Here is a 19392-nt window from a genome sequence, read left to right on the forward strand (position 1 = left end):
TGACCGGCCGGTAACCCTGCCGAACACCCTAACTGTTCGAGCGTCCGTATTGCCGCGCTCCTGACGGTGTTCGTGGACCGGGTGCCCCAGTGGCTAAAGTTGCTACCCGTGACCAAGCCCGCAGTGACCCGCATTTTCGGCCGACGGGCAACCCTGAAACGCTCGTTCGGCCTGCTCAGCGACTTCCGCCACGAGCAGTCCGCGCCCGACATCTTCTACGGCGCGCTCGCGCGCGACTCCGTCGAATTGATCTCGGACCTGCACGAAGGTCACACCGGGCGCTCCCTCGACGGTCTCACCGTCCTCGACGTGGGCGGCGGTCCGGGCTATTTCGCGGAGGTCTTCCAGGCCGCAGGTGCCCGCTACATTCCCGTCGAACCCGATCCGTCGGAGATGCACGCAGCAGGTCTGACCGTGGGCGGCGCGGTGCGTGGATCCGGTTTGGCACTGCCGTTCCTGGACTCGTCCGTGGACATCTGCTTCTCCTCCAACGTGGCCGAACACGTCAGCGAGCCCTGGCTGATGGCCGAGGAAATGCTGCGCGTGACCAAGCCCGGCGGCTTGATGGTTCTCTCGTACACCCTGTGGTGGGGTCCGTTCGGCGGCCACGAAACCGGACCGTGGCACGCGCTGGGCGGCGAGTACGCAGCCAAGCGGTACCTCCGCAAGACCGGACACGAACCGAAGAACAGATTCGGGGTGTCGTTGTTCAAAGTCGGCGCCACGGACGGCTTACGCTGGGCCCGTGGAACCAGCCAGGGCACGTTGCTCGCCGCGATCCCGCGCTACCACCCGTCGTGGGCGTGGTGGATGGTCCGAGTCCCCGGTCTGCGGGAGTTCCTGGTGAGCAACCTCGTCGTGGTTCTCGAAAAGCGATAGCGACATGCGCCTCGCAGTCGACATCGGTGGTACCAAGATGGCGGCCGGGGTCGTGTCCGAGGACGGCCGCGTTCCCGTATTCGACAGCGTTCCGACGCCGCAGACCGACCCGTGGGGATCCTGTGCGGCGCTGCTCGAACGAGTCGCAGACGGCCGAGAGGTCGACGGTGTCGGCATCGCGTGCGCCGGGCCGGTGGACACCGTCGCCGGGTTCGTCGCTCCCATCAACATCACCGAGTGGGCACAGGGATTCGAGCTCGTAGCGGGCGTCCGCAGCGTCTTTCCCGATGCCGGAACCGCCCTCGCCATGGACGGAGCCGCAGCGGCATTGGCGGAGTTCCACCACGGCGCCGGACGCGGAACCCCGAACCTCCTGAGCCTGGTCGTCTCGACGGGAATCGGCGGAGGAATCGTTCTCGGCGGTGAGATTGCTCGGGGTCGTACGGGGAACGCCGGTCACATCGGCCACCTCGTCGTTCCAGGATCTTCCGAACCGTGCAGCTGCGGGGGCGTCGGCTGCCTCGAGACGGTGGCCAGTGGACCGTCCGCGGTGCGATGGGCTCGTAGCCAGGGCTGGTCGGGGAACACCGGCCGTGAACTAGCCGAGGGTGCACGCAGCGGCGACGCGATCGCCGTGGACTCGCTTCACCGCGCAGGCACGGCGCTCGGTGGTGCCATTGCCTCGGCGGCTGCCCTCCTGGACGTGGACCTTGCGGTGATCGGCGGCGGTTTCGCCCAGTCGGGTGCACCGCTGTGGGAACCGATGCTCGACGCGGCTGCCCGACATGCCCGTTTGTCGTTCGTCGCCGGGCTCCGGATCGTTCCCTCCGAGCTAGGTGGCGCCGGAACTCTGACCGGTGCGGGCTTGCTCGCGCTCACCGCCGTTATCTGACACGCGTTCTTCCCCGATAAATCCGCAGGGAGTCCCACTAAACGGGTGCCACCTGTTCCCAATTTCTGTAACGTGTTTTAGTGTTCTGACTCACACCGTTACGGGCATTGCACGTGACGCCTACGGGAAGGAGGTGACCGTGAGCCCAGACGCTTCCTCATCTGACGTTGCCTCGACTGCTTCTTCGACCGATGAAACCGAGCATCACGCCCAGGTCGCCCGACCAAGCGATTCCCTCCGCGACACCGAAGACCTCCGTGAGCGCCTGGAACGGTGGATGGCCGGCAAGGTGCCGAGCGGATCCACTGTGACCGTCGCCGACGTCACCTTGCCCGCAGCCAACGGCATGTCCAGCGAAACCATCCTCTTCGACGCCACCTGGGACGGCGAACATCATCCCTTGGTCGCTCGGGTGGCGCCGACGGAATCGACCATGCCGGTCTTTCCTGCCTACGACCTCGAATCCCAGTTCCGCACCATGGCTCAGGTGCGCGAGCACTCGGCAGTGCCCGTACCCGCGGTGTACTGGTCAGAATCCGACCCGGACGCGTTGGGTGCGCCGTTCTTCGTGATGGAACGCATCTCCGGCGACGTGCCACCGGACGTCATGCCGTACAACTTCGGATCGTGGGTCACCGAAGCGTCACCCGAGCAGCGAAAGACCCTGCAGCGCAGCTCGGTCGACGTCCTGGCTCAGTTGCATGCCATCGACAAACCTGGTGAGCGTTTCGACTTCCTCCGACTCCCGAATTCGGGAACGACTGCACGAGAAGCATTCACGGCGCACATCGCCGAGCAGCGCGCGTACTACGAGTGGGTGGTCTCCGACGGGATCAGATCACCGCTCATCGAACGTGCCCTCGACTGGATCGAGGAGAACAATCCCGCGGACGATTCGCCGGCAGTGCTCTGTTGGGGCGACTCGCGCATCGGCAACGTCATGTACCAGGACTTCGCGCCGGTAGCCGTACTGGACTGGGAAATGGCAACTCTCGGCCCGCGGGAGATGGATCTGGGCTGGATGGCATTCCTGCACAGGTTCTTCGAGGACATCGCCGGACTGGCGAACCTACCCGGTCTTCCCGACTTCCTTCGACTGCCGGATCTCGCGCAGACCTACGCCGAGATCACCGGCCACACCCCACACGATCTGGAGTTCTACGTTACCTATGCCGCACTGCGTCAGGCGGTCATCATGTGGCGAATCCAGGCTCGCGCCATAGCTTTCGGCCAGTCACAGCGACCCGAAGACCCCGACGACATGATCATGCACCGCGCTTCGCTCGCCGCGATGCTCGACGGTACCTACTGGGAGAGGTTGACCTGACATGCTCTCACCGATGGACGACTATCCCGTTCACCAGATCGCCGAACCGATCCGTCACGTAGCCACCTCGGATCGAAACTTCTACGACCGCTACTACTTCAACTGCTACCCCACCGAATCCCCCGACGTGTTCCTCATCGTCGGACTCGGCCAGTACCCCAACCTCGGCGTCATGGACGCCTTCGCGGTACTGCGCCGCGGTGACGACCACATCGTTGCTCGTATGTCGAAGGCTCTGGGCGCCGACCGCACCGACACCACCGTCGGGCCTTTGCGCATCGAAGTGCTCGAAGGGCTGCAGAAGCTCCGCGTCGTCCTCGAACCGGGCAGCGAATACGATCTCTCCTTCGACATCACCTTCGATGCCACCATCCCCGCGGCGCTCGAGCCCAAGCACTTTCGCCGTCAACTCGAACGAGTCACGTTCGACACCTCACGCTTCCTGCAGACCGGCACGTGGACCGGATCGCTCACCGTCGACGGGGAGGACTTCGCGATCGACCCGAAGACGTGGCGAGGTAACCGCGACCGCTCGTGGGGTGTGCGTCCGGTCGGTGAAGCCGAACCGCAAGGCAGACGCGCCGTCGACGGAATCCAGAACTTCTTCTGGATCTACGCGGTCATGCAGTTCGACGAGTTCACGATCTCGGTGATCATGCAGGAAGACGAGCAAGGCAGGCGCATCGTCGAAGAAGCCATGCGAGTGTGGCCGGACGAAGCCAGGGACAACGAATGGCTCGGCCGACCCGAACACGAACTGACGTTCTGCCCCGACACCCGCGACGTCACCGGAGCGACCATCACCTTCCACCGGCCAGGCGGTGAAGTCCTGACCGTCGCCTGCGAACTGCTGCTGGCCAACTACATCGGAATCGGCACCGGCTACGGGCTCGAACAGGACTGGCGTCACGGAATGTGGCAGGGCGAACTCGTCGTACAAGGGCTCCGCCACAAGGTCCACGAGATCGAACCGTTCCAACGCATGTTCTCCCCCGTCGACAACCTCGCGTCCTTCACGCTCACCGAAGGCACGAACACCAACACCGGCACCGGTCTTTTCGAGGTAGCCGCCATCGGACCGCACGAGAAATACGGATTCACCAGTTTCACCGACACCGCACAGGCAGACGACGCGTATGCCCTCGCGGCGACCGACAACACCGAGGAATGAATTGATGACTGACTACGACAAGCTCTACATCGGTGGAGCATGGGTGGCCCCGGCCACCGACCAGGTACTCGAAGTGTTCTCTCCCGCAACGGAGGAGCGCGTCGGCAGCTGTCCCATCGCAGCACCGGCAGACATCGACGCGGCCGTGTCCGCAGCCCGCGCGGCGTTCGAGGGACCGTGGTCACGCACCACCCCCGCCGAGCGCGGCGCGATCCTCGCCAAGGCCGCCAAGCTGATCGAAGAGCGCAGCGCGGAGATCAACCAGCTCATCTCCAACGAGATGGGCCAGCCGCCCGCCATGGTCGGCATGATGCAGCAGACCCCGTCGATGGCGACGCTGGGCTACTACGCCGAGCTGGCCGACAAGTTCGCGTGGGAAGAGAAGCGCACCGGCGCATTCGGGCAGACCAAGGTGACCCGTGAGCCCGTCGGCGTCGTCGCCGCCGTGCTGGCCTGGAACGTCCCGCTGTTCCTGGCGATCAACAAGCTGGCCCCCGCACTGCTCGCCGGCTGCACCGTACTGCTCAAGCCCGCACCCGAATCCCCTCTCTCCGTCCACGTGATCGCCGAGATCTTCACCGAGGCAGGTGTTCCCGAAGGCGTCATCTCCGTGCTCCCCGGCGGAGCCGAGACCGGCGAATATCTGGTCTCTCATGCGGGCATCGACAAGATCACGTTCACCGGATCCAGTGCCGTCGGCCGCAAGATCGGTGCCATCGCCGCACAGAACCTCAAGCGCTGCTCCCTCGAACTGGGTGGCAAGTCCGCCGCGATCATCCTCGAGGACGCCGACATCGCCGCCGGAATGCCGATGCTCGTCATGTCCGGCCTGATGAACACCGGTCAGGCCTGTGTCGCTCAGACCCGAATCCTCGCTCCCCGTTCGCGTTACGACGAGGTCATCGAGGGAATGAAGACCGCCGCAGGCTTCATGACCGTCGGCGATCCGTCCGATCCCGCAGCACAACTCGGCCCGCTGATCTCCGAGAAGCAGCGCGAGCGCGTCGAGGGTTACATCGCCAAGGGTAAGGAAGAAGGCGCGCGCGTCGTACTCGGTGGTGGACGCCCCGCCGGCCTGGACAAGGGCTGGTACGTCGAGCCGACCATCTTCGCCGACGTGGACAACTCGATGACCATCGCACGCGAGGAGATCTTCGGACCCGTTCTCTCGGTGATTCCGTACGACTCCGAGGACGAGGCCATCAAGATCGCCAACGATTCGGATTACGGCCTCGCCGGATCGGTGTGGACCACCGACATCGATCACGGACTCGAAGTTGCCGCGCAGATCCGCACGGGTACCTACGCGATCAACTGGTACGCCTTCGATCCCGGATCGCCGTTCGGTGGTTACAAGAACTCCGGTATCGGGCGCGAGAACGGACCTGAGGGCCTCGAAGCCTTCTGCGAGACCAAGTCCGTACTCATGCCGCCCGGCTACGTGGGCTGACCCACCCGGGAGTTGGCACCCTTTGCTGACAGTTGGCACCCGTTCCGACCTGCCGGAACGGGTGCCAGCCCCATGAAATGGGTGCCAACTCCCAGCGAATCCACAGATCCACCCGGTACCGTCGAAAACGAATCAGTCATCTCACAAAGGACATTCATATGCTCACCAACGCCATCAACGCTTTCCTCGCACTCTGGGGCAGCGCCTCCGTCGGCAGCAGTGGATACCAGATCCCGCCGGGAACCCTTCCCTTCGGTTCCTGAGACAGGACAACAGAACCCGCTGAGCGCACTTCGCGCCCAGCGGGTTCTTTGCTTTCACCGACCCGGTATCTACCGGTCCAGAACGTGATCCACCAATCGATCCTCGTGACCGGACACCAAGGCCTCGGCATCACCGGCGTCCACGTGCCCGAACCAGGTACCGCCGGGGTTCGCGATCACCAACGGCCCCAGGTTGCACGGGCTCAGACAACCGGTTCCGGTCACCTTCGACGAGGTACCTTTGGCCGCCGCGCTCATCGCCCGGTGCAACGGTCCTGCTCCGTACGCCATACAACGAGGGCCCTTGCACACCAACAGATGCCTATCGTGCTGCTCGATCACGGACCACGCCGGACTGCGATACGACGCCGGACTCGCGGTGATCTGCTTTCCCGCCGAGTCGAGTTCGTCGATCACCTGCCCGGCCACCGCACCTTCGAGCGTTTCCGTTTCATGGAGCGTCACTTCCAGTTCGGCGTCGATTCGGGTTTCGCGCCAGTTCGCAACCGCCTTGCTTGTCCACGTGAGCAGGTACCGATCCCTCGGCACCGCAACTGGAATCAACACGACCTTGTCGACGTCATCGACATGGGCTCGATCGAGTTCCTCGTGAAGGCTCGGCGAAGCGACATCGAGGTACGCAACGCGAACGTCGGCGTCGGTGCCCGCCTGAACAGCGTCGAACATCCGTCGCGCGGCCGACTCGTCGAGGCCGCTGACGGTCGGCCGCAGTACGACAATCACCCGACGCGAGCACCGGTTGTTGCTCATGCCGACGGCGCGGTTGTCCAGTCGATGCTGCTCGACGGAGCCAGCCCGAACTCTTCGATCTTCGCGCGCAACTGTTCCGCGCCGTAGATATTGGGGAACCCACTGGTGAACATGGCGAGCGGGAGTACGACGAAACGGTTCTGCTTGACTGCGTCGAGGTCACGCAGGCCTTCTCGGCTCTTGATCGCGTCGATCTTGCCCTGTACTTCGTCGGCACTCTTCTTGTAGTCCATGATCACGATGACGTCGGGTTCGGACTTCGCGACGGTCTCCCAGCTCGCCTTGAACCAGGTGTTGTCGACGTCGGCGAACACATTGGTTCCCCCGGCCGCGTCGATGATTCCGTTGGGGGCTCCGTTGCCTCCACTGGTGTACAGATCTTCCTCACCGCTGTCATAGATCAGCACCTTCGGCTTGTCGGCGGCATCCGGCGCCGACTCCAGACGCGCCAAACGCGAATCCAATTCGGTCTGCGCCTCGGCGGCGGTGTCCTCGGTACCGAACAGCTTTCCGTAATTGGTCACGTCCGCACGGAGGGCATCCCACGGCCCCATCGTTCCGAGCGCGGAATCCGCTGCCGCGCTCTGCCGACAACTGTCGGAGATCACGTATGAGTCGATGTTGTTGCTCTGCAGCGATTCCGGCGTCACACCGGAGGCTCCCTTGAACAAGCCACTGTAGGAGCCGACCACCAGGTCCGCCTGCTTACCCAGAATCGTCTCCATCGTGATCGTTCCGTCCAGGTGTGGGACATCCGCAATTCCAGGGCCGAACATCGACTCCATGACCGCGTCGTTGTTCGTGTTCAACACGACGGCAGCGAGACGATCCAAACCGCCGACTCGGAGAATGGTGCCGATATTGGCCGCATTGCTTGTCGCAACGACGTTCTCGATCGGAAGCTGGAAAGTGCTTTCCGTTCCGCAGTTCTCCAATGTCACCGAAGTCTTGTCCGCGGCTTCGTCCACCGGTGCAGTTGCCGAGCATCCGGAAACGGCCAACAACGCTGTCGCGGCTACAACCGCACCGAACGACGCGCGGGTCTTGACATGTATCAAAGTGCACTCTCCGAAAATGATTGTTGTAGTTGAGAATTTCGTGATTCGAATACGAGGTGTGAACGGCCTGTCGCGGGGTTCACGAGCTCGAAAGTCTCGACGCCGAAGACAGTTGCCACCACCGAGGTGGTGAGTACGTCGGATGGATGTCCGAACGCCCTGGCCACTCCATCCGCGAGCACGAGCACCCGATCGCACACTGCCGCAGCCAAATCGAGGTCGTGCAGTGCCATGATCACCGTCCGGTCCAACGACCGGACCAGATCGAGCAGTTCGAGTTGATGCCGGATGTCGAGATGATTGGTCGGCTCGTCGAGGATGAGCACGCCGGCGTCCTGCGCGAGACCTCGGGCGAGAAACACCCGCCGACGCTCACCGCCGGAAAGCGTGTCCATCGAAGAGAACCGGTGCTCGATCATTCCGACCTCGCCCAGAGCACGATCGACGACGGCATTCTCGTGCTTTCCACCGACGCTCCAGGGCTTTGCATGTGGTGTGCGGCCCAGACTCACGTACTCGTGAACCAACAAATCGGCAGGACTCTGCTCTTCCTGCGCCACAAAGGAAATGGCTTTGGCCCGCGACCGCGCGGGCATCGCGTGCACGGAGTCGCCGCCGACACGAATGTCACCGCCGGCGATCGGCCCGAGACCGGCGAGAGCACGCAAGAACGTCGACTTGCCCGAGCCGTTCGGACCAACCACGCCGACCACTGCGCCGGCGTCGGCCGCGGTGTCGACGCCTTTGACGATGGTTCGACGGTCGATGCGGACAACGACTCCGGACGCGGTCAGCGCCAGGGCTCGGGCGCTCACGAACTGCCACCGAATCGGTAGCGCCGACGGCCGAGAAGCAGGAGAAACAGCGGTGCACCGATCACCCCGGTCACCACGCTCAGCGGGATCTCGGTCGGCCGCAACGAGGTCCGCGCCACGACGTCGACCCACACGAGGAACGACGCGCCGATCAGCGCTGCCGCCGGCAACACCACTCGATGTCTGGCTCCGACAAGCATGCGTGTGACGTGCGGTATGACCAAGCCTACGAAGGCAATCGCGCCGGACACCGCAACCATCGTGCCGACCAACGCTGCCAGCACGCCGAACAGCACGTTTCGCAGGGTTCGGATGGGAATACCGAGCGAAGCCGCGACGTCCGGTCCGGCCGCCAGCGCGTCCAGCCAACCGTGCAGCGCGAACACCGCTGCCGTCAGCAGGAACACAACGATGACCGGCGCCCACAACTTGTCCCAGGATGCCCCGGCCAAACTTCCCAGGAGCCAGAACAATACGGACTGCGCGGCCTGGGAATCATTGGTACGCAGCACCAGAAAACTCGCGATCGCCGACAGGGCGGATGCGGTAACGGTGCCGGTCAGAACCAATCGCAGTGGAGTGATACCGCCTTGCAGCGTCGCGATGGTGAAGACGAGAATCGCAGCTCCCAACGCCCCGATCATCGCGCCGAAACTGAGCGCCCACACTCCCGCGCCGGCGAACAGTCCGGTGGTGATGACGGCGGTGGCACCGACACTCGCGCCGGACGACACTCCCAGCAGGTGGGGATCGGCGAGAGCGTTACGGACGAGGGTTTGCACCACCGCGCCGGCGACGGCAAGACCAGCGCCGACGGCCAGACCGAGCAGTACCCGAGGTGCTCTGATCCCCCACACGATCGCAAGTTCGGAACGCGTGACGGGTGGGCCTCCGAAGCGCGAGTGCACCACGTCCACCACAGTGGACACGGGGAGCATCTCGGATCCGAACGCCAACGCGCACACAGCAGAGAGCACGGTGACGATCACCAGAGCGGGCAGCACGATACCCGGACCGAGTCGTCCTCGCGGTGCACCAGCCTTCGGCGCAGGCAGGTGGGTAGGTGGAGACAGAGCTCCGCCAACAGCATTCATGGTGTGACCGATCCATCCTCGTGGCATGACACAACGTCAACGAGGGTGGTATCTGGCTACGGTCGACGCAGGGACGACCTCACAGTGGCGGGACCGCGCCGGAATTGCACCGACTTCCCATTACCTCGATGATGACGTCAGAACCATAACGGACCGCGGTCACCATTCTCGACACCGGATCAACGTTGCGACCCGATCATCGATCTCGCGTGCCGTACGACGGCTTCCGTTCGCACTCGAAGTTCTTCGGGTGAATCCGATTCCAGCACAACCCGATGCACCTGACTGTCCACGGCAGTCACGGTCAGCCGCGACGTCAACAACGCATCCTCCGCACTGAAACCGTGGCACTGGAGGCACTCCGAAAAGCCTAGTACCAGTTGCCGATTCATTTCTTCGACCTGCTCGATGAGCTCACGCGTACGCGGAACCTGATCGTAGAGCAGGTGAAAGAACTCTCGCGGCTTACTGTTCACTTCGACCGCGCACTCCACCAACATCCGGACGGCCTCGTCCGGGGTGAGCTCACGCTCGACGATGTCGGCAAGGCAGAGCGCAAAACTCTCCCGCGCAGCACTCACGTGACGGTTCGCCAACTCCGAGAGGATCTCGTACTTGTCGCCGAAATACTGGTAGAGCGAGCCCACCGACACCCCTGCTTCGTCAGCGATCCGGTTGGTGGTCGCTGCCATGGCTTCCGAAGCGAAAACGCGAGTAGCTGCCTCCAGGATCGCGTCGTAGGTAGCCCTCGAGCGCTGCTGGGAGGGCCTTTTCCGTCGAGTCGACACGGTCCTCCGATGCGAGTTGTCAGCCGCGACGCCGATACCGAGAATTGTGTAGGTGACCAGCGCCGATTACTCGAAGTTTATGCCCGACCGGTACACCGACCACATGCCGGCGCCGACCACGACGTGGTGGGAGTGGAACGGCAACACCGTCCACGTCGCACGGGCCGTGGTTCCAGACGCGCCGGTTCGTGTTCTCGGCATCCACGGCGCCGGCGGCTACTCGGGCGCGTTGTGGCCGTTCGCCGGGATCGGCGTGAAACTCGGAGCCGAAGTCCTCTTCCCTGACCTTCCGCTGTACGGCGACACCGTCGTAGCCGATCCCGCCGGCGTCCGGTACGAGCAGTGGGTCGATCTCCTCTGCGATCTCGTCCGGGCCGAGAAGGCAGCCGACGATCGGCCGCTGGTGTTGTTGGGAGCCAGCATCGGCGGTCTGCTGGCCTACGAGGTGGCCGCGCGGACCGGTCTGGCCGACGCCGTCGTCGCCACCTGTCTGCTCGATCCCTCGAATCCGTCGGCCAGAGCTGCCGCGGCGCGGTTCGGCCCGATGGGCGTCTACGGCGCTCCCCTGATGCGCCGCACCGAACGACTGGTGGGCCGTATCCGCGTGCCCATCCGTTGGGTCGCCGACGTCGCGAACATGAGCAGCAACCGTGAACTCGCGACGCTGTGCGCAACCGATCCGCGCGGTGGCGGTGTTCGGGTGCCACTCGGATTCCTCAGCAGCTACTTCTCGTTCGAGCACACCGCACCCGAAGCATTTCGGACGACGCCCGTTCTGCTCACCCACCCGGCCGACGACCGATGGACGCCACCCGAACTGAGCCTGCAGTTCCTCCGCCGCATCAACGCACCCACCGAATTCGTGATGCTGGACGGGTGCGGGCACTTTCCCGTCGAAGAGCCGGGCCTGACGCAGTTCCACGACGCCGTCGACACACTGCTGCGCTCCGTCGCCGAGCGTCACCGCACGAAACCGTCGTCACCCGCCTAGCCTGAGAATCGTGAGCACCGAAACGGAAGCATCGGCCGACGAGAGCACCACGACGGTCGTACTGGCGTTTGCGGCGAACGCGCTGATCGCCGGTGCCAAGACGGCGGCCGCCATCGTCACCGGATCTGCATCGATGGTCGCAGAGGCCACCCACTCCTGGGCCGATACCGGCAACGAAGTGCTGCTGCTGATCGCGAACCGCCGCTCGAAAAGGGTTCCCGACCGAGACCAGCCACTCGGGTACGGCCGGGAGGCATACATCTGGTCGATGTTCGCCGCCCTCGGACTGTTTGCACTCGGCGCGGGTGTCTCGATCACCCACGGCATCCAGGAACTGTTCCATTCCGAACCGGCCTCCGACTTCGGTGTCGCCTACGCCGTCCTCGGCGTCTCGTTCATCCTCGAAGGCATCTCGTTCCGGCAGGCGTACAAACAACTCCGAAACGAAGCGTCCGCCGTGAACCGCGACGTCATGACCCAGGCACTCAACACATCCGACCCGACGACTCGGGCCGTGTTCGCCGAAGATGCTGCGGCACTTATCGGTTTGGTCATCGCGTTCGTCGGTGTTCTGTTGCACCAGGTCACCGGTTCACCGATCCCCGACGCCCTCGGCTCCATCTTCGTCGGCATTCTCCTCGGGGTCATCGCAATCATCCTGATAGATCGGAACCGCCGCTTCCTGGTCGGCGAAGAGGCCTCGCCGACGCTGCGGGCAGCAGCCGTCGAGGCACTCACCCAACTGCCCGAGATCAACCGAATCACGTTCCTGCGTATGGAATACCTCGGTCCGCGGCAGGTGTACCTGGTGGCCAGCGTCGATCTGGTCGGTGACTACGCGGAATCCCGTGTGGCCCACACGTTGCGCGAACTCGAGCGCTCACTCGAGCAGAGCCCACGTGTCGTGCGGGCGATCCTGACCCTCTCGACGCCTGAAGAACCGTCGATCACAGTCTGAACTTCCGGCCGGGCGATAGGCTCGTTCGATGCGCGCACTGATCGTGATTCTGGCGGTTCTGGGATTTGTCGTCGGGGGAATTCCCCTGGTGGGCAGTCTGATCGACGTGATGACCAGTCCTGACGAGACCATCGTCTATCAGGGTTCCTACGTACCGTTCCGGGACGTGCAGATGGCTCGGGACTACGAGTCGACGATAGCCACCGCCTACGAACCCCTGGACGGACCGCGCTGGCTCGTCCTGGCCTGCTATCCCCTGATCGGAGCAGCACTGGGCGCTCTGACGGCGGCCGTACTGGGACGTCTCGGGTGGCGCCTGACACACGCCTGAGCAGACGCCGATGGCCACCCGTCGTCTACACGAGGGGTGGCCATCCGAGGAATACGTTCAGATGTACATCGCAGGGTCGATGTAACTGTTCGGGTCCACCAGTTTTTCCTTGGTGGTCCGTGGCCGCGCCACCGCCGGGATACCCGTCGCGATGGATTCGGCCGGAACATCTCTGGTGACAACGGCATTGGCGCCGATAGCGCTACCTTCACCGATGACGACAGGTCCGAGGATCTTGGCACCAGCGCCGACGGTGACCCGGTCTCCCAGCGTCGGGTGACGCTTGACCTGCTCGAGCGAGCGACCACCGAGAGTGACGCCGTGATAGAGCATCACGTCGTTACCGACCTCGGCCGTCTCCCCGATCACGACGCCCATGCCGTGATCGATGAAAAACCGCCGACCGATGGTGGCACCGGGATGAATCTCGATGCCGGTGACGAAGCGTGTCAGCTGCGAGAGCACTCGCGCCGGGCCGCGTAGCGCAGGGACGGCCCACATGCGATGCGCAACCCGATGTGCCCAAATGGCATGCAGCCCTGAATAAACGAGCGCGTTCTCCACATTGCTGCGCGCGGCAGGATCCTGACCGCGCGCAGCCTGCAGGTCCTCGCGAATTGTCCCGAGGATACTCACAAGTCTCAGTCCCGGATGTGTTCGAACAGCGGGGTGGAGATGTAACGCTCGCCGAAGTCGCACACGACAGCCACGATCAGCTTGCCGGTGTTTTCCGGACGCTTCGCCAACTCGAGTGCTGCCCAGACGATGGCGCCGGACGAGATGCCGCCCAGGATGCCTTCCTTGGTGCCGAGTGCGCGAGCGACCTCGATGGAATCGGGGAACGAGACGTCGATGATCTCGTCGTAGATCTCGCGATCGAGGACGTCGGGCACGAAGTTCGCGCCGATTCCCTGGATCTTGTGGGGGCCGGGCTGGCCACCGTTGAGGATCGGTGAGTCGATGGGCTCGACGCCCACGATCTTGACCTCGGGCTTGTACTTGCGAAGGGTGCGTCCGACGCCGGTGATGGTGCCGCCGGTGCCGATGCCGGACACGAAGATGTCGACGGCGCCGTCGGTGTCGGCCCAGACCTCTTCGCCCGTCGTTGCCTCGTGGATGGCCGGGTTGGCCGGGTTCGCGAACTGGCTGGCCGAGACAGCGTTCTCGGTCTGCTCGACGATTTCCTTGGCCTTGGCGACCGCACCGGCCATGCCCTCGGATCCCGGGGTCAGCACGATCTCGGCGCCGTAAGCACGCAGCATCACGCGACGCTCGGTGGACATGGTCTCGGGCATGGTCAGGATGACCTTGTAGCCGCGAGCAGCACCGACCATGGCGAGTGCGATACCCGTGTTACCGCTGGTTCCCTCGACGATGGTGCCACCGGGCTTGAGTGCACCGGACTTCTCGGCGGCGTCGATGATCGCCACGCCGATCCGGTCCTTGACGCTGTTGGCCGGGTTGTAGAACTCGAGCTTGACGGCGACCTGTGCGTCCAGGCCCTCGGTCAGACGGTTGAGCCGCACGATCGGGGTGCGCCCGACCAATTCGGTCACGTTGTTGTAGATCCCGCTCATATCTGGTCCTCCTGAGGATCGAGTGTGTCGACCCGCTCGCTGATCACTGCTTTACGGCTGAACTGCATAACGGCTGAACTGCTTAACGGCTACAGGCAAGGGCATACAGACGACCGATGCCGCATCGGTTCATCAAATTGAACCAATGCGGCATCAGGCCACTACATACGGGGGCGGTTTATCAGGCCAACCGCTGCTTCAGAGCTTCGAACTCGTCGCGAATGCCGGTCGGCAGCTTCTCGCCGACGAAGTCGAACCACTCTTCGATGAGCGGGATCTCGGCTTTCCACTCGTCGATGTTGACCGCGAGGGCCTCGGTGATGTCGGCGTCCGACACGTCCAGGCCTTCGATGTCGAGTGCCGATCCGGTGGGAACGACGCCGATCGGGGTGTCGATACCGGCAGCCTTGTGCTCGATACGCTCGACGATCCACTTCAGGACGCGAGAGTTCTCGCCGAAGCCTGGCCACAGGAAGCGTCCGTCGTCGCCGCGGCGGAACCAGTTGACGTAGAAGACCTTGGGGAGCTTGGACGCGTCCGCGGACTTGCCGAGGTCGATCCAGTGCTGGAAGTAGTCACCGACGTTGTAGCCGAGGAACGGCAGCATTGCCATCGGATCGCGGCGAACCGTACCGACCTGGCCTTCGGCTGCTGCGGTCTGCTCGGAGCCGACCGTTGCACCCATGAAGACGCCGTGCTGCCAGTCGCGAGCCTCGGTGACCAGCGGAACCGTCGTCTTGCGGCGTCCGCCGAACAGGATTGCCGAGATCGGCACGCCCTTCGGGTCGTCCCACTCGGGAGCCATGATCGGGCACTGCGACATCGGGGTGCAGTAACGCGAGTTGGGATGAGCCGCATGGGTGCCCGACTCGGGCGTCCACTCGTTGCCCTTCCAGTCGATCAGGTGCTGCGGGTCGCCTTCGAGGCCCTCCCACCAGACGTCACCGTCGTCAGTCAGAGCGACGTTGGTGAAGACCGTGTTGCCCTGGTCGATGGTGCGCATGGCGTTGGGGTTCGAGGACCAGTTGGTGCCGGGAGCCACGCCGAAGAAACCGAATTCCGGGTTGACGGCGTACAGCTGTCCGTCCTCACCGAAACGCATCCAGGCGATGTCGTCACCGAGGGTCTCGGCGCGCCACCCGGGGATGGTCGGCTGGATCATCGCGAGGTTGGTCTTGCCACAAGCGGAGGGGAATGCCGCCGCGATGTAGTAGGCCTTGTCCTCGGGCGAGATGAGCTTGAGGATGAGCATGTGCTCGGCCAGCCAGCCCTCGTCGTGCGCCATTGCCGAGGCGATACGCAGCGAGTAGCACTTCTTGCCCAGGAGAGCGTTTCCGCCGTAGCCGGAACCGAAGCTCCAGATCTCACGATCCTCGGGGAAGTGGGTGATGTACTTGGTGTCGTTGCACGGCCACGCGACGTCTTCCTGGCCTTCGGCCAGCGGAGCGCCCAGCGAGTGCAGCGCCTTGACGAAGAACCCGTCGGTGCCGAGCTTGTCGAGAACCTTGCTGCCCATGCGGGTCATGACGCGCATGGAGACGACGACGTACTCGGAATCGGTGAGCTCGACGCCCAGCTTCGGGTCCTCGGCGTCGAGGGGGCCCATGCAGAACGGCACGACGTACATGGTGCGTCCACGCATGCAACCGCGGTACAGGTCACCCATGAGGGTGCGCATCTCCGCCGGGTCCATCCAGTTGTTGGTGGGACCTGCGTCGATTTCTTCCTTCGAGCAGATGTACGTACGCGATTCGACTCGCGCGACATCGGACGGATCGGAGTTGCCGAGGAAAGAGTTCGGCTTCTTCTCGTCGTTGAGGCGGGTGAAGGTTCCTGCCTCGACCAACTTCGTTGTCAGTCGGTCCCATTCTTCGTCCGAGCCGTCTGCGAAGACGACGCGATCAGGCTGGGTGAGTTCGGCAACCTCTTGCACCCATGCAAGCAGTTCCTTGTGCTGCGTGGGGGGCGTGCCGTCAGTTCCATTGAGACCGGGAATGGTCGCTGAGGTCATCAAACTCTCCTGGGGTGAGCCGGAACCGGGTTCTCGTGACACCGGATGCGAACTGCAGCGCCCCGATACCAGTCGATCCCGGTGTCCCCCTCTCGACGGGGTCCAGCCGCGTCATCCACTCACGTGGATTTCACGGACGCCGGGTGTCCTATGTATTGAGGTTAACGCTGGCTGTTCACCTGCAGGTAATCGGGTGCGGTCAGAAATGTCACAGAAACGATTCAGTTGGTGTGTTCAGGTGCCTACCCGGCGCTCAGAGCACATAAACGGAAGCTCTTCAGAGCGCTCCGGCATCGATTTTCTGCCACACGAGGGCGCCTTCGTCGTCTCGACTGCATTCCCAGGCCGAGTAGTCGCCGTCCGACTCGATCATCGTGAGGCGATCGGCGCTACCGTCGCGATCGAAATCGGACACGATCACGACAGCGTCGTCGGAGTGGACGACACGGCTGTCGACCGTTCCGTCACCGTCCAAGTCGAAGGCGTCGAAGTTCAGGTCGCCGGCATCGACCGGTCCCGACGCGGGCCCGAAGGTCTCGGGCTCGATACGCCCAGGATCGAGCGCTTCGGCTTCGTGCCCGTCGATGTGTCCGGCCGTGATCAGAAATGCGTCCATTACTCCCCCTACTGGATGGTGACCTACTGCTTCGGCAACCCCTACCGAAACCGTCCGCTCAGTATTACCAGACCCCGACGATCAGTCGTGGCCGAAATTGCAGCACTGTGGAGAACTCTGCACTCGCGAAATGATCAGTAGGCGGTGTTCAAAACGGCGAGGTCGCGCTCGCACGACGCGAGCTGACCCGATCTGGCCGCGGCGAGCTCACGAAGTTCACCGTCGATCTCCACGATTCGAGCCTGCGCCGACGCCAACTGCTCGCGACTCTCCGCCATGATCGCCGCTCCCAGATCCGCCTCGGCCTCGAGCAGCACGCTCTGCACTCGCTGCTCCCACTGAGCGCGAACCGTCGACATCGATTCGACGATCCACGACCTGGAGTAGGCACGATCCGCCGTCAGCCCGCGAGTTCGCGCCAACCACCAGGCCGCGGCGCCACCCAGAACCAACGTCACGGGGATACTCGCGAACTCCAGGGCCGGAATCATCTCCAGCGGAGTCACCGCGATACGGCCGAGGCCGAGACCCGCGGACGCGCCGACAAGAATTGTCACCCGGTCCTCGTTTCCGCGCTGACGGCGCGGCGGGCCCTCCGGAATCCGTGGGGAAGGCATGTTTCCGGTCGTGCCCGCCACTTCCACCGCTGCCGCCATCGCCGCATCGAACACCCGGGTGTGGTGGTCGACCTCGTGCTGCAGTCGCGTCGGCACGCTGCCCAATTCGGCTCGCGAGGCCGTGTCGACCCAGGCACGTGCCCCGGCGACCGTCGCCCGGGTTGCCTCGGCGATTTGTTGTGACAGATCCCCGCGCGCTCGTTGCAGTCGGCTTCGCACCTGCACCAGGCGTTCGCCTCGCCGGCCGTCACGGTCTGCGAGCAGCTGCGATCGCTCTGCCCGCAGTTCGGCACCAGGAACACCGTCACGTAGATTCCGGATCTCCATCTCGATCATCCGGCGCGTCTGTGCGATGACTCCGGAATCCGAACCACCTGCTTCCCTCTCCCGTGCCGCCCGGCTCACGACCGCAACGAGTGACTGCTCCTGACCAGGCGCAATCGGGACCACGGGAGCCTGCGCAAAAGCGGTGCAGTGCGAAGCGAGAATCTCGGCATCACGCCGGCGCACCGCCTGCCAGTCTCGATAGACGTCGATGCGGGTCAGCGCGACCACCACCGGGATTCCGCTCTCTGCAGCGTCGTCGAGAAGAAGAAGATCCTCGCGTCCGATCACACTGGCGGCGTCGACGACCAGAAGTACGACGTCGGCGTCCACCTCGCGTGTCACTGTCGAACAGTCATCCGAAGCATCGAACATCTGCGCGACGTCTTCCCGTCCACACCTTGGTGGACCGACAACGTAAATGCGAGTGCCCCTGCATGTTTCGGCGGCGACCTGGCGACCCGGATCGGATGCCGGATTCCATCGCTGCACCACGCGCAGCACCGAATCCGGAAGTACCGAAACGCTATTCATCGGTCACCGCCGGGGCAGAGCGACCGCCTCCGAGCTGCGCCCACCGACGCACATACCCGCGTCGAATCAGTGAGACCCGTTGTTGCGGACACTGTTCCGACTCGTTCACGAGCTCGCTCCACCACCGGCTGCACGTGCCCGCGTCGTCAGCGGTACGAGGATCGGGAGGCTCGCCTTGACGCAGGGCTCGAATTTCGGGGCTCATCATCGCCGCCGCAGCGCCGAACAACACCGCGGAGTCCGAACTCAGATACAACTCGATTTCGTCCCTGCCCGCAGCGCTGCGCGAGGCAGATCGCCTCAGCGCCGGGCCGATCTGCTCGACCCGGCCCCACCACTGCGCCTCCAGAACAGGTCCGAGAGCCGCGAACAACTCTTCGACGCCGCGCCCGGTCAGTGTCTCCACCGGAACCGTGGGCACGCCGACGTTCTCGGAGATTTCCGCGGCCCGTCCCAGCGCCTCGTCCCAGCGCGGACCGAACAAGTCAGCCTTGTTCGCAGCGACGACCACACGATCGGAAACTCGGGCAATGGCTCGGCCGTCGACGTCGCGGACCGCGTCGACCACCACGTAGACAACGCAACGACGACCCAGATCGGGGTTCGACGTTCCAGGGACATCGAATGCCCTCGACTCGGTCACCACAACCGGTGCGCCGACGACTCTGCGCGAGAACCGGTCGTCGCGCCTCAGGATTCGCGCCAACGACGACCGCCCCACCCCGGCCCGTCCGGCGACCACCAGCTCGAGCGGCGCAGTCAGCGATCCGAGCACGGAGTGAACCGCCTCGGCGGCTCCCGAATCGATCGGCGTCAGCCGATATGCCAGAGCGCGCAGCTGATCGATCGGCTCCGAGCAGGCGTCGTCGATCGATTCTGCGGGCAACATTCGTGACCACTCACGGCATGCAAATCCTGTGTTCAT

At 64.0% G+C, this 19392-nt stretch carries 19 protein-coding genes and 1 riboswitch; of the genes, 8 read left to right on the plus strand and 11 right to left on the minus strand.

All coding sequences use genetic code 11. From position 1 onward, the window contains the following. The first annotated feature begins 108 nt into the window (after positions 1-108). The 5 genes from ABH939_RS10660 (at position 109) to ABH939_RS10680 (ending at position 5719) form a co-directional block, all read left to right on the plus strand. Complete coding sequence (locus tag ABH939_RS10660; RefSeq protein ID WP_234550709.1) at positions 109-879, plus strand: bifunctional 2-polyprenyl-6-hydroxyphenol methylase/3-demethylubiquinol 3-O-methyltransferase UbiG; 771 nt, start codon at positions 109-111, stop codon at positions 877-879. Between the two features lie 4 nt (positions 880-883). After that, the gene (locus ABH939_RS10665) at positions 884-1771 is read left to right on the plus strand and encodes an ROK family protein (RefSeq protein ID WP_283543197.1); all 888 of its coding nucleotides are present in this window, start codon (positions 884-886) and stop codon (positions 1769-1771) included. 139 nt (positions 1772-1910) lie between these two features. Continuing rightward, positions 1911-3098 carry a phosphotransferase family protein gene (locus ABH939_RS10670; RefSeq protein ID WP_165638643.1) on the plus strand — a complete coding sequence of 396 codons (1188 nt, stop codon included), beginning with the start codon at positions 1911-1913 and terminating at the stop codon, positions 3096-3098. Position 3099: 1 nt separating this feature from the next. After that, the gene (locus ABH939_RS10675; protein WP_042452600.1) at positions 3100-4269 is read left to right on the plus strand and encodes a hypothetical protein; all 1170 of its coding nucleotides are present in this window, start codon (positions 3100-3102) and stop codon (positions 4267-4269) included. Between the two features lie 4 nt (positions 4270-4273). Beyond that, on the plus strand, positions 4274-5719 hold the full coding sequence (locus ABH939_RS10680; protein WP_003945530.1) for an aldehyde dehydrogenase: 1446 nt from the start codon (positions 4274-4276) through the stop codon (positions 5717-5719). Positions 5720-6051: 332 nt separating this feature from the next. Here the strand turns inward: ABH939_RS10680 and ABH939_RS10685 are convergent, their stop codons facing one another. The 5 genes from ABH939_RS10685 to ABH939_RS10705 form a co-directional block, all read right to left on the minus strand. Further along, positions 6052-6753, minus strand: a complete 702-nt coding sequence (locus ABH939_RS10685; RefSeq protein ID WP_064443176.1) for a (2Fe-2S) ferredoxin domain-containing protein — start codon at positions 6751-6753, stop codon at positions 6052-6054. Continuing rightward, positions 6750-7811 (minus strand): ABC transporter substrate-binding protein, encoded by a 1062-nt coding sequence (locus ABH939_RS10690; RefSeq protein ID WP_083058421.1) that lies wholly within the window; start codon positions 7809-7811, stop codon positions 6750-6752. The genes ABH939_RS10685 and ABH939_RS10690 overlap by 4 nt, the downstream gene beginning before the upstream one ends. Next, complete coding sequence (locus ABH939_RS10695) at positions 7808-8626, minus strand: ABC transporter ATP-binding protein (protein WP_404649604.1); 819 nt, start codon at positions 8624-8626, stop codon at positions 7808-7810. The genes ABH939_RS10690 and ABH939_RS10695 overlap by 4 nt, the downstream gene beginning before the upstream one ends. Then, entirely contained in the window at positions 8623-9630 is a 1008-nt protein-coding gene (locus ABH939_RS10700) for an iron ABC transporter permease (RefSeq protein ID WP_064074161.1), read from the minus strand. Before ABH939_RS10700 ends, ABH939_RS10695 begins: the two co-directional genes overlap by 4 nt. Before the next feature lie 115 nt (positions 9631-9745). After that, positions 9746-9893, minus strand: a riboswitch (cobalamin riboswitch). A 6-nt stretch (positions 9894-9899) separates the two neighbouring features. Beyond that, entirely contained in the window at positions 9900-10508 is a 609-nt protein-coding gene (locus ABH939_RS10705; protein ID WP_404649605.1) for a TetR/AcrR family transcriptional regulator, read from the minus strand. Between the two features lie 52 nt (positions 10509-10560). Between ABH939_RS10705 and ABH939_RS10710 the strand changes: the two genes are divergently transcribed. From ABH939_RS10710 to ABH939_RS10720, 3 genes are read left to right on the plus strand one after another with little or no spacing between them, the layout of a single operon-like run. Continuing rightward, positions 10561-11499: an alpha/beta hydrolase gene (locus ABH939_RS10710; protein ID WP_338927678.1), complete on the plus strand. Its 939-nt coding sequence runs from the start codon at positions 10561-10563 to the stop codon at positions 11497-11499. Positions 11500-11509: 10 nt separating this feature from the next. Continuing rightward, positions 11510-12457: a cation diffusion facilitator family transporter gene (locus ABH939_RS10715; RefSeq protein ID WP_042452614.1), complete on the plus strand. Its 948-nt coding sequence runs from the start codon at positions 11510-11512 to the stop codon at positions 12455-12457. Between the two features lie 28 nt (positions 12458-12485). Continuing rightward, on the plus strand, positions 12486-12788 hold the full coding sequence (locus ABH939_RS10720; RefSeq protein WP_338927677.1) for a hypothetical protein: 303 nt from the start codon (positions 12486-12488) through the stop codon (positions 12786-12788). A 57-nt stretch (positions 12789-12845) separates the two neighbouring features. Here the strand turns inward: ABH939_RS10720 and epsC are convergent, their stop codons facing one another. The 6 genes from epsC to ABH939_RS10750 all read right to left on the minus strand — a co-directional run bounded on the left by epsC (position 12846) and on the right by ABH939_RS10750 (position 19392). Next, a complete protein-coding gene (epsC, locus tag ABH939_RS10725) occupies positions 12846-13424 on the minus strand; it encodes a serine O-acetyltransferase EpsC (protein WP_003945907.1) in 579 nt (192 codons plus the stop codon). A gap of 5 nt (positions 13425-13429) precedes the next feature. Next, positions 13430-14365, minus strand: a complete 936-nt coding sequence (cysK, locus tag ABH939_RS10730) for a cysteine synthase A (protein ID WP_404649606.1) — start codon at positions 14363-14365, stop codon at positions 13430-13432. A 181-nt stretch (positions 14366-14546) separates the two neighbouring features. Further along, a complete protein-coding gene (locus ABH939_RS10735; protein ID WP_003945806.1) occupies positions 14547-16376 on the minus strand; it encodes a phosphoenolpyruvate carboxykinase (GTP) in 1830 nt (609 codons plus the stop codon). 277 nt (positions 16377-16653) lie between these two features. After that, the gene (locus ABH939_RS10740) at positions 16654-16992 is read right to left on the minus strand and encodes a DUF6802 family protein (protein WP_042920271.1); all 339 of its coding nucleotides are present in this window, start codon (positions 16990-16992) and stop codon (positions 16654-16656) included. A 134-nt stretch (positions 16993-17126) separates the two neighbouring features. Further along, complete coding sequence (locus ABH939_RS10745; protein WP_404649607.1) at positions 17127-18278, minus strand: hypothetical protein; 1152 nt, start codon at positions 18276-18278, stop codon at positions 17127-17129. 181 nt (positions 18279-18459) lie between these two features. Beyond that, complete coding sequence (locus tag ABH939_RS10750; RefSeq protein ID WP_404649608.1) at positions 18460-19392, minus strand: hypothetical protein; 933 nt, start codon at positions 19390-19392, stop codon at positions 18460-18462.

Source organism: Rhodococcus sp. 27YEA6 (genome assembly GCF_044908235.1).
In the GTDB taxonomy this organism is placed as follows: domain Bacteria; phylum Actinomycetota; class Actinomycetes; order Mycobacteriales; family Mycobacteriaceae; genus Rhodococcus_F; species Rhodococcus_F qingshengii.

Excerpts from the sequence above, each read along its gene's own strand:
- ABH939_RS10665 (WP_283543197.1), top strand. The coding sequence starts at position 884 with ATGCGCCTCGCAGTCGACATCGGTGGTACCAAGATGGCGGCCGGGGTC.
- ABH939_RS10675 (WP_042452600.1), top strand. The coding sequence starts at position 3,100 with ATGCTCTCACCGATGGACGACTATCCCGTTCACCAGATCGCCGAACCG.
- ABH939_RS10680 (WP_003945530.1), top strand. The coding sequence starts at position 4,274 with ATGACTGACTACGACAAGCTCTACATCGGTGGAGCATGGGTGGCCCCG.
- ABH939_RS10685 (WP_064443176.1), bottom strand. The coding sequence starts at position 6,753 with ATGAGCAACAACCGGTGCTCGCGTCGGGTGATTGTCGTACTGCGGCCG.
- ABH939_RS10720 (WP_338927677.1), top strand. The coding sequence starts at position 12,486 with ATGCGCGCACTGATCGTGATTCTGGCGGTTCTGGGATTTGTCGTCGGG.
- cysK (WP_404649606.1), bottom strand. The coding sequence starts at position 14,365 with ATGAGCGGGATCTACAACAACGTGACCGAATTGGTCGGGCGCACCCCG.
- ABH939_RS10735 (WP_003945806.1), bottom strand. The coding sequence starts at position 16,376 with ATGACCTCAGCGACCATTCCCGGTCTCAATGGAACTGACGGCACGCCC.
- ABH939_RS10740 (WP_042920271.1), bottom strand. The coding sequence starts at position 16,992 with ATGGACGCATTTCTGATCACGGCCGGACACATCGACGGGCACGAAGCC.
- ABH939_RS10750 (WP_404649608.1), bottom strand. The coding sequence starts at position 19,392 with ATGAACACAGGATTTGCATGCCGTGAGTGGTCACGAATGTTGCCCGCA.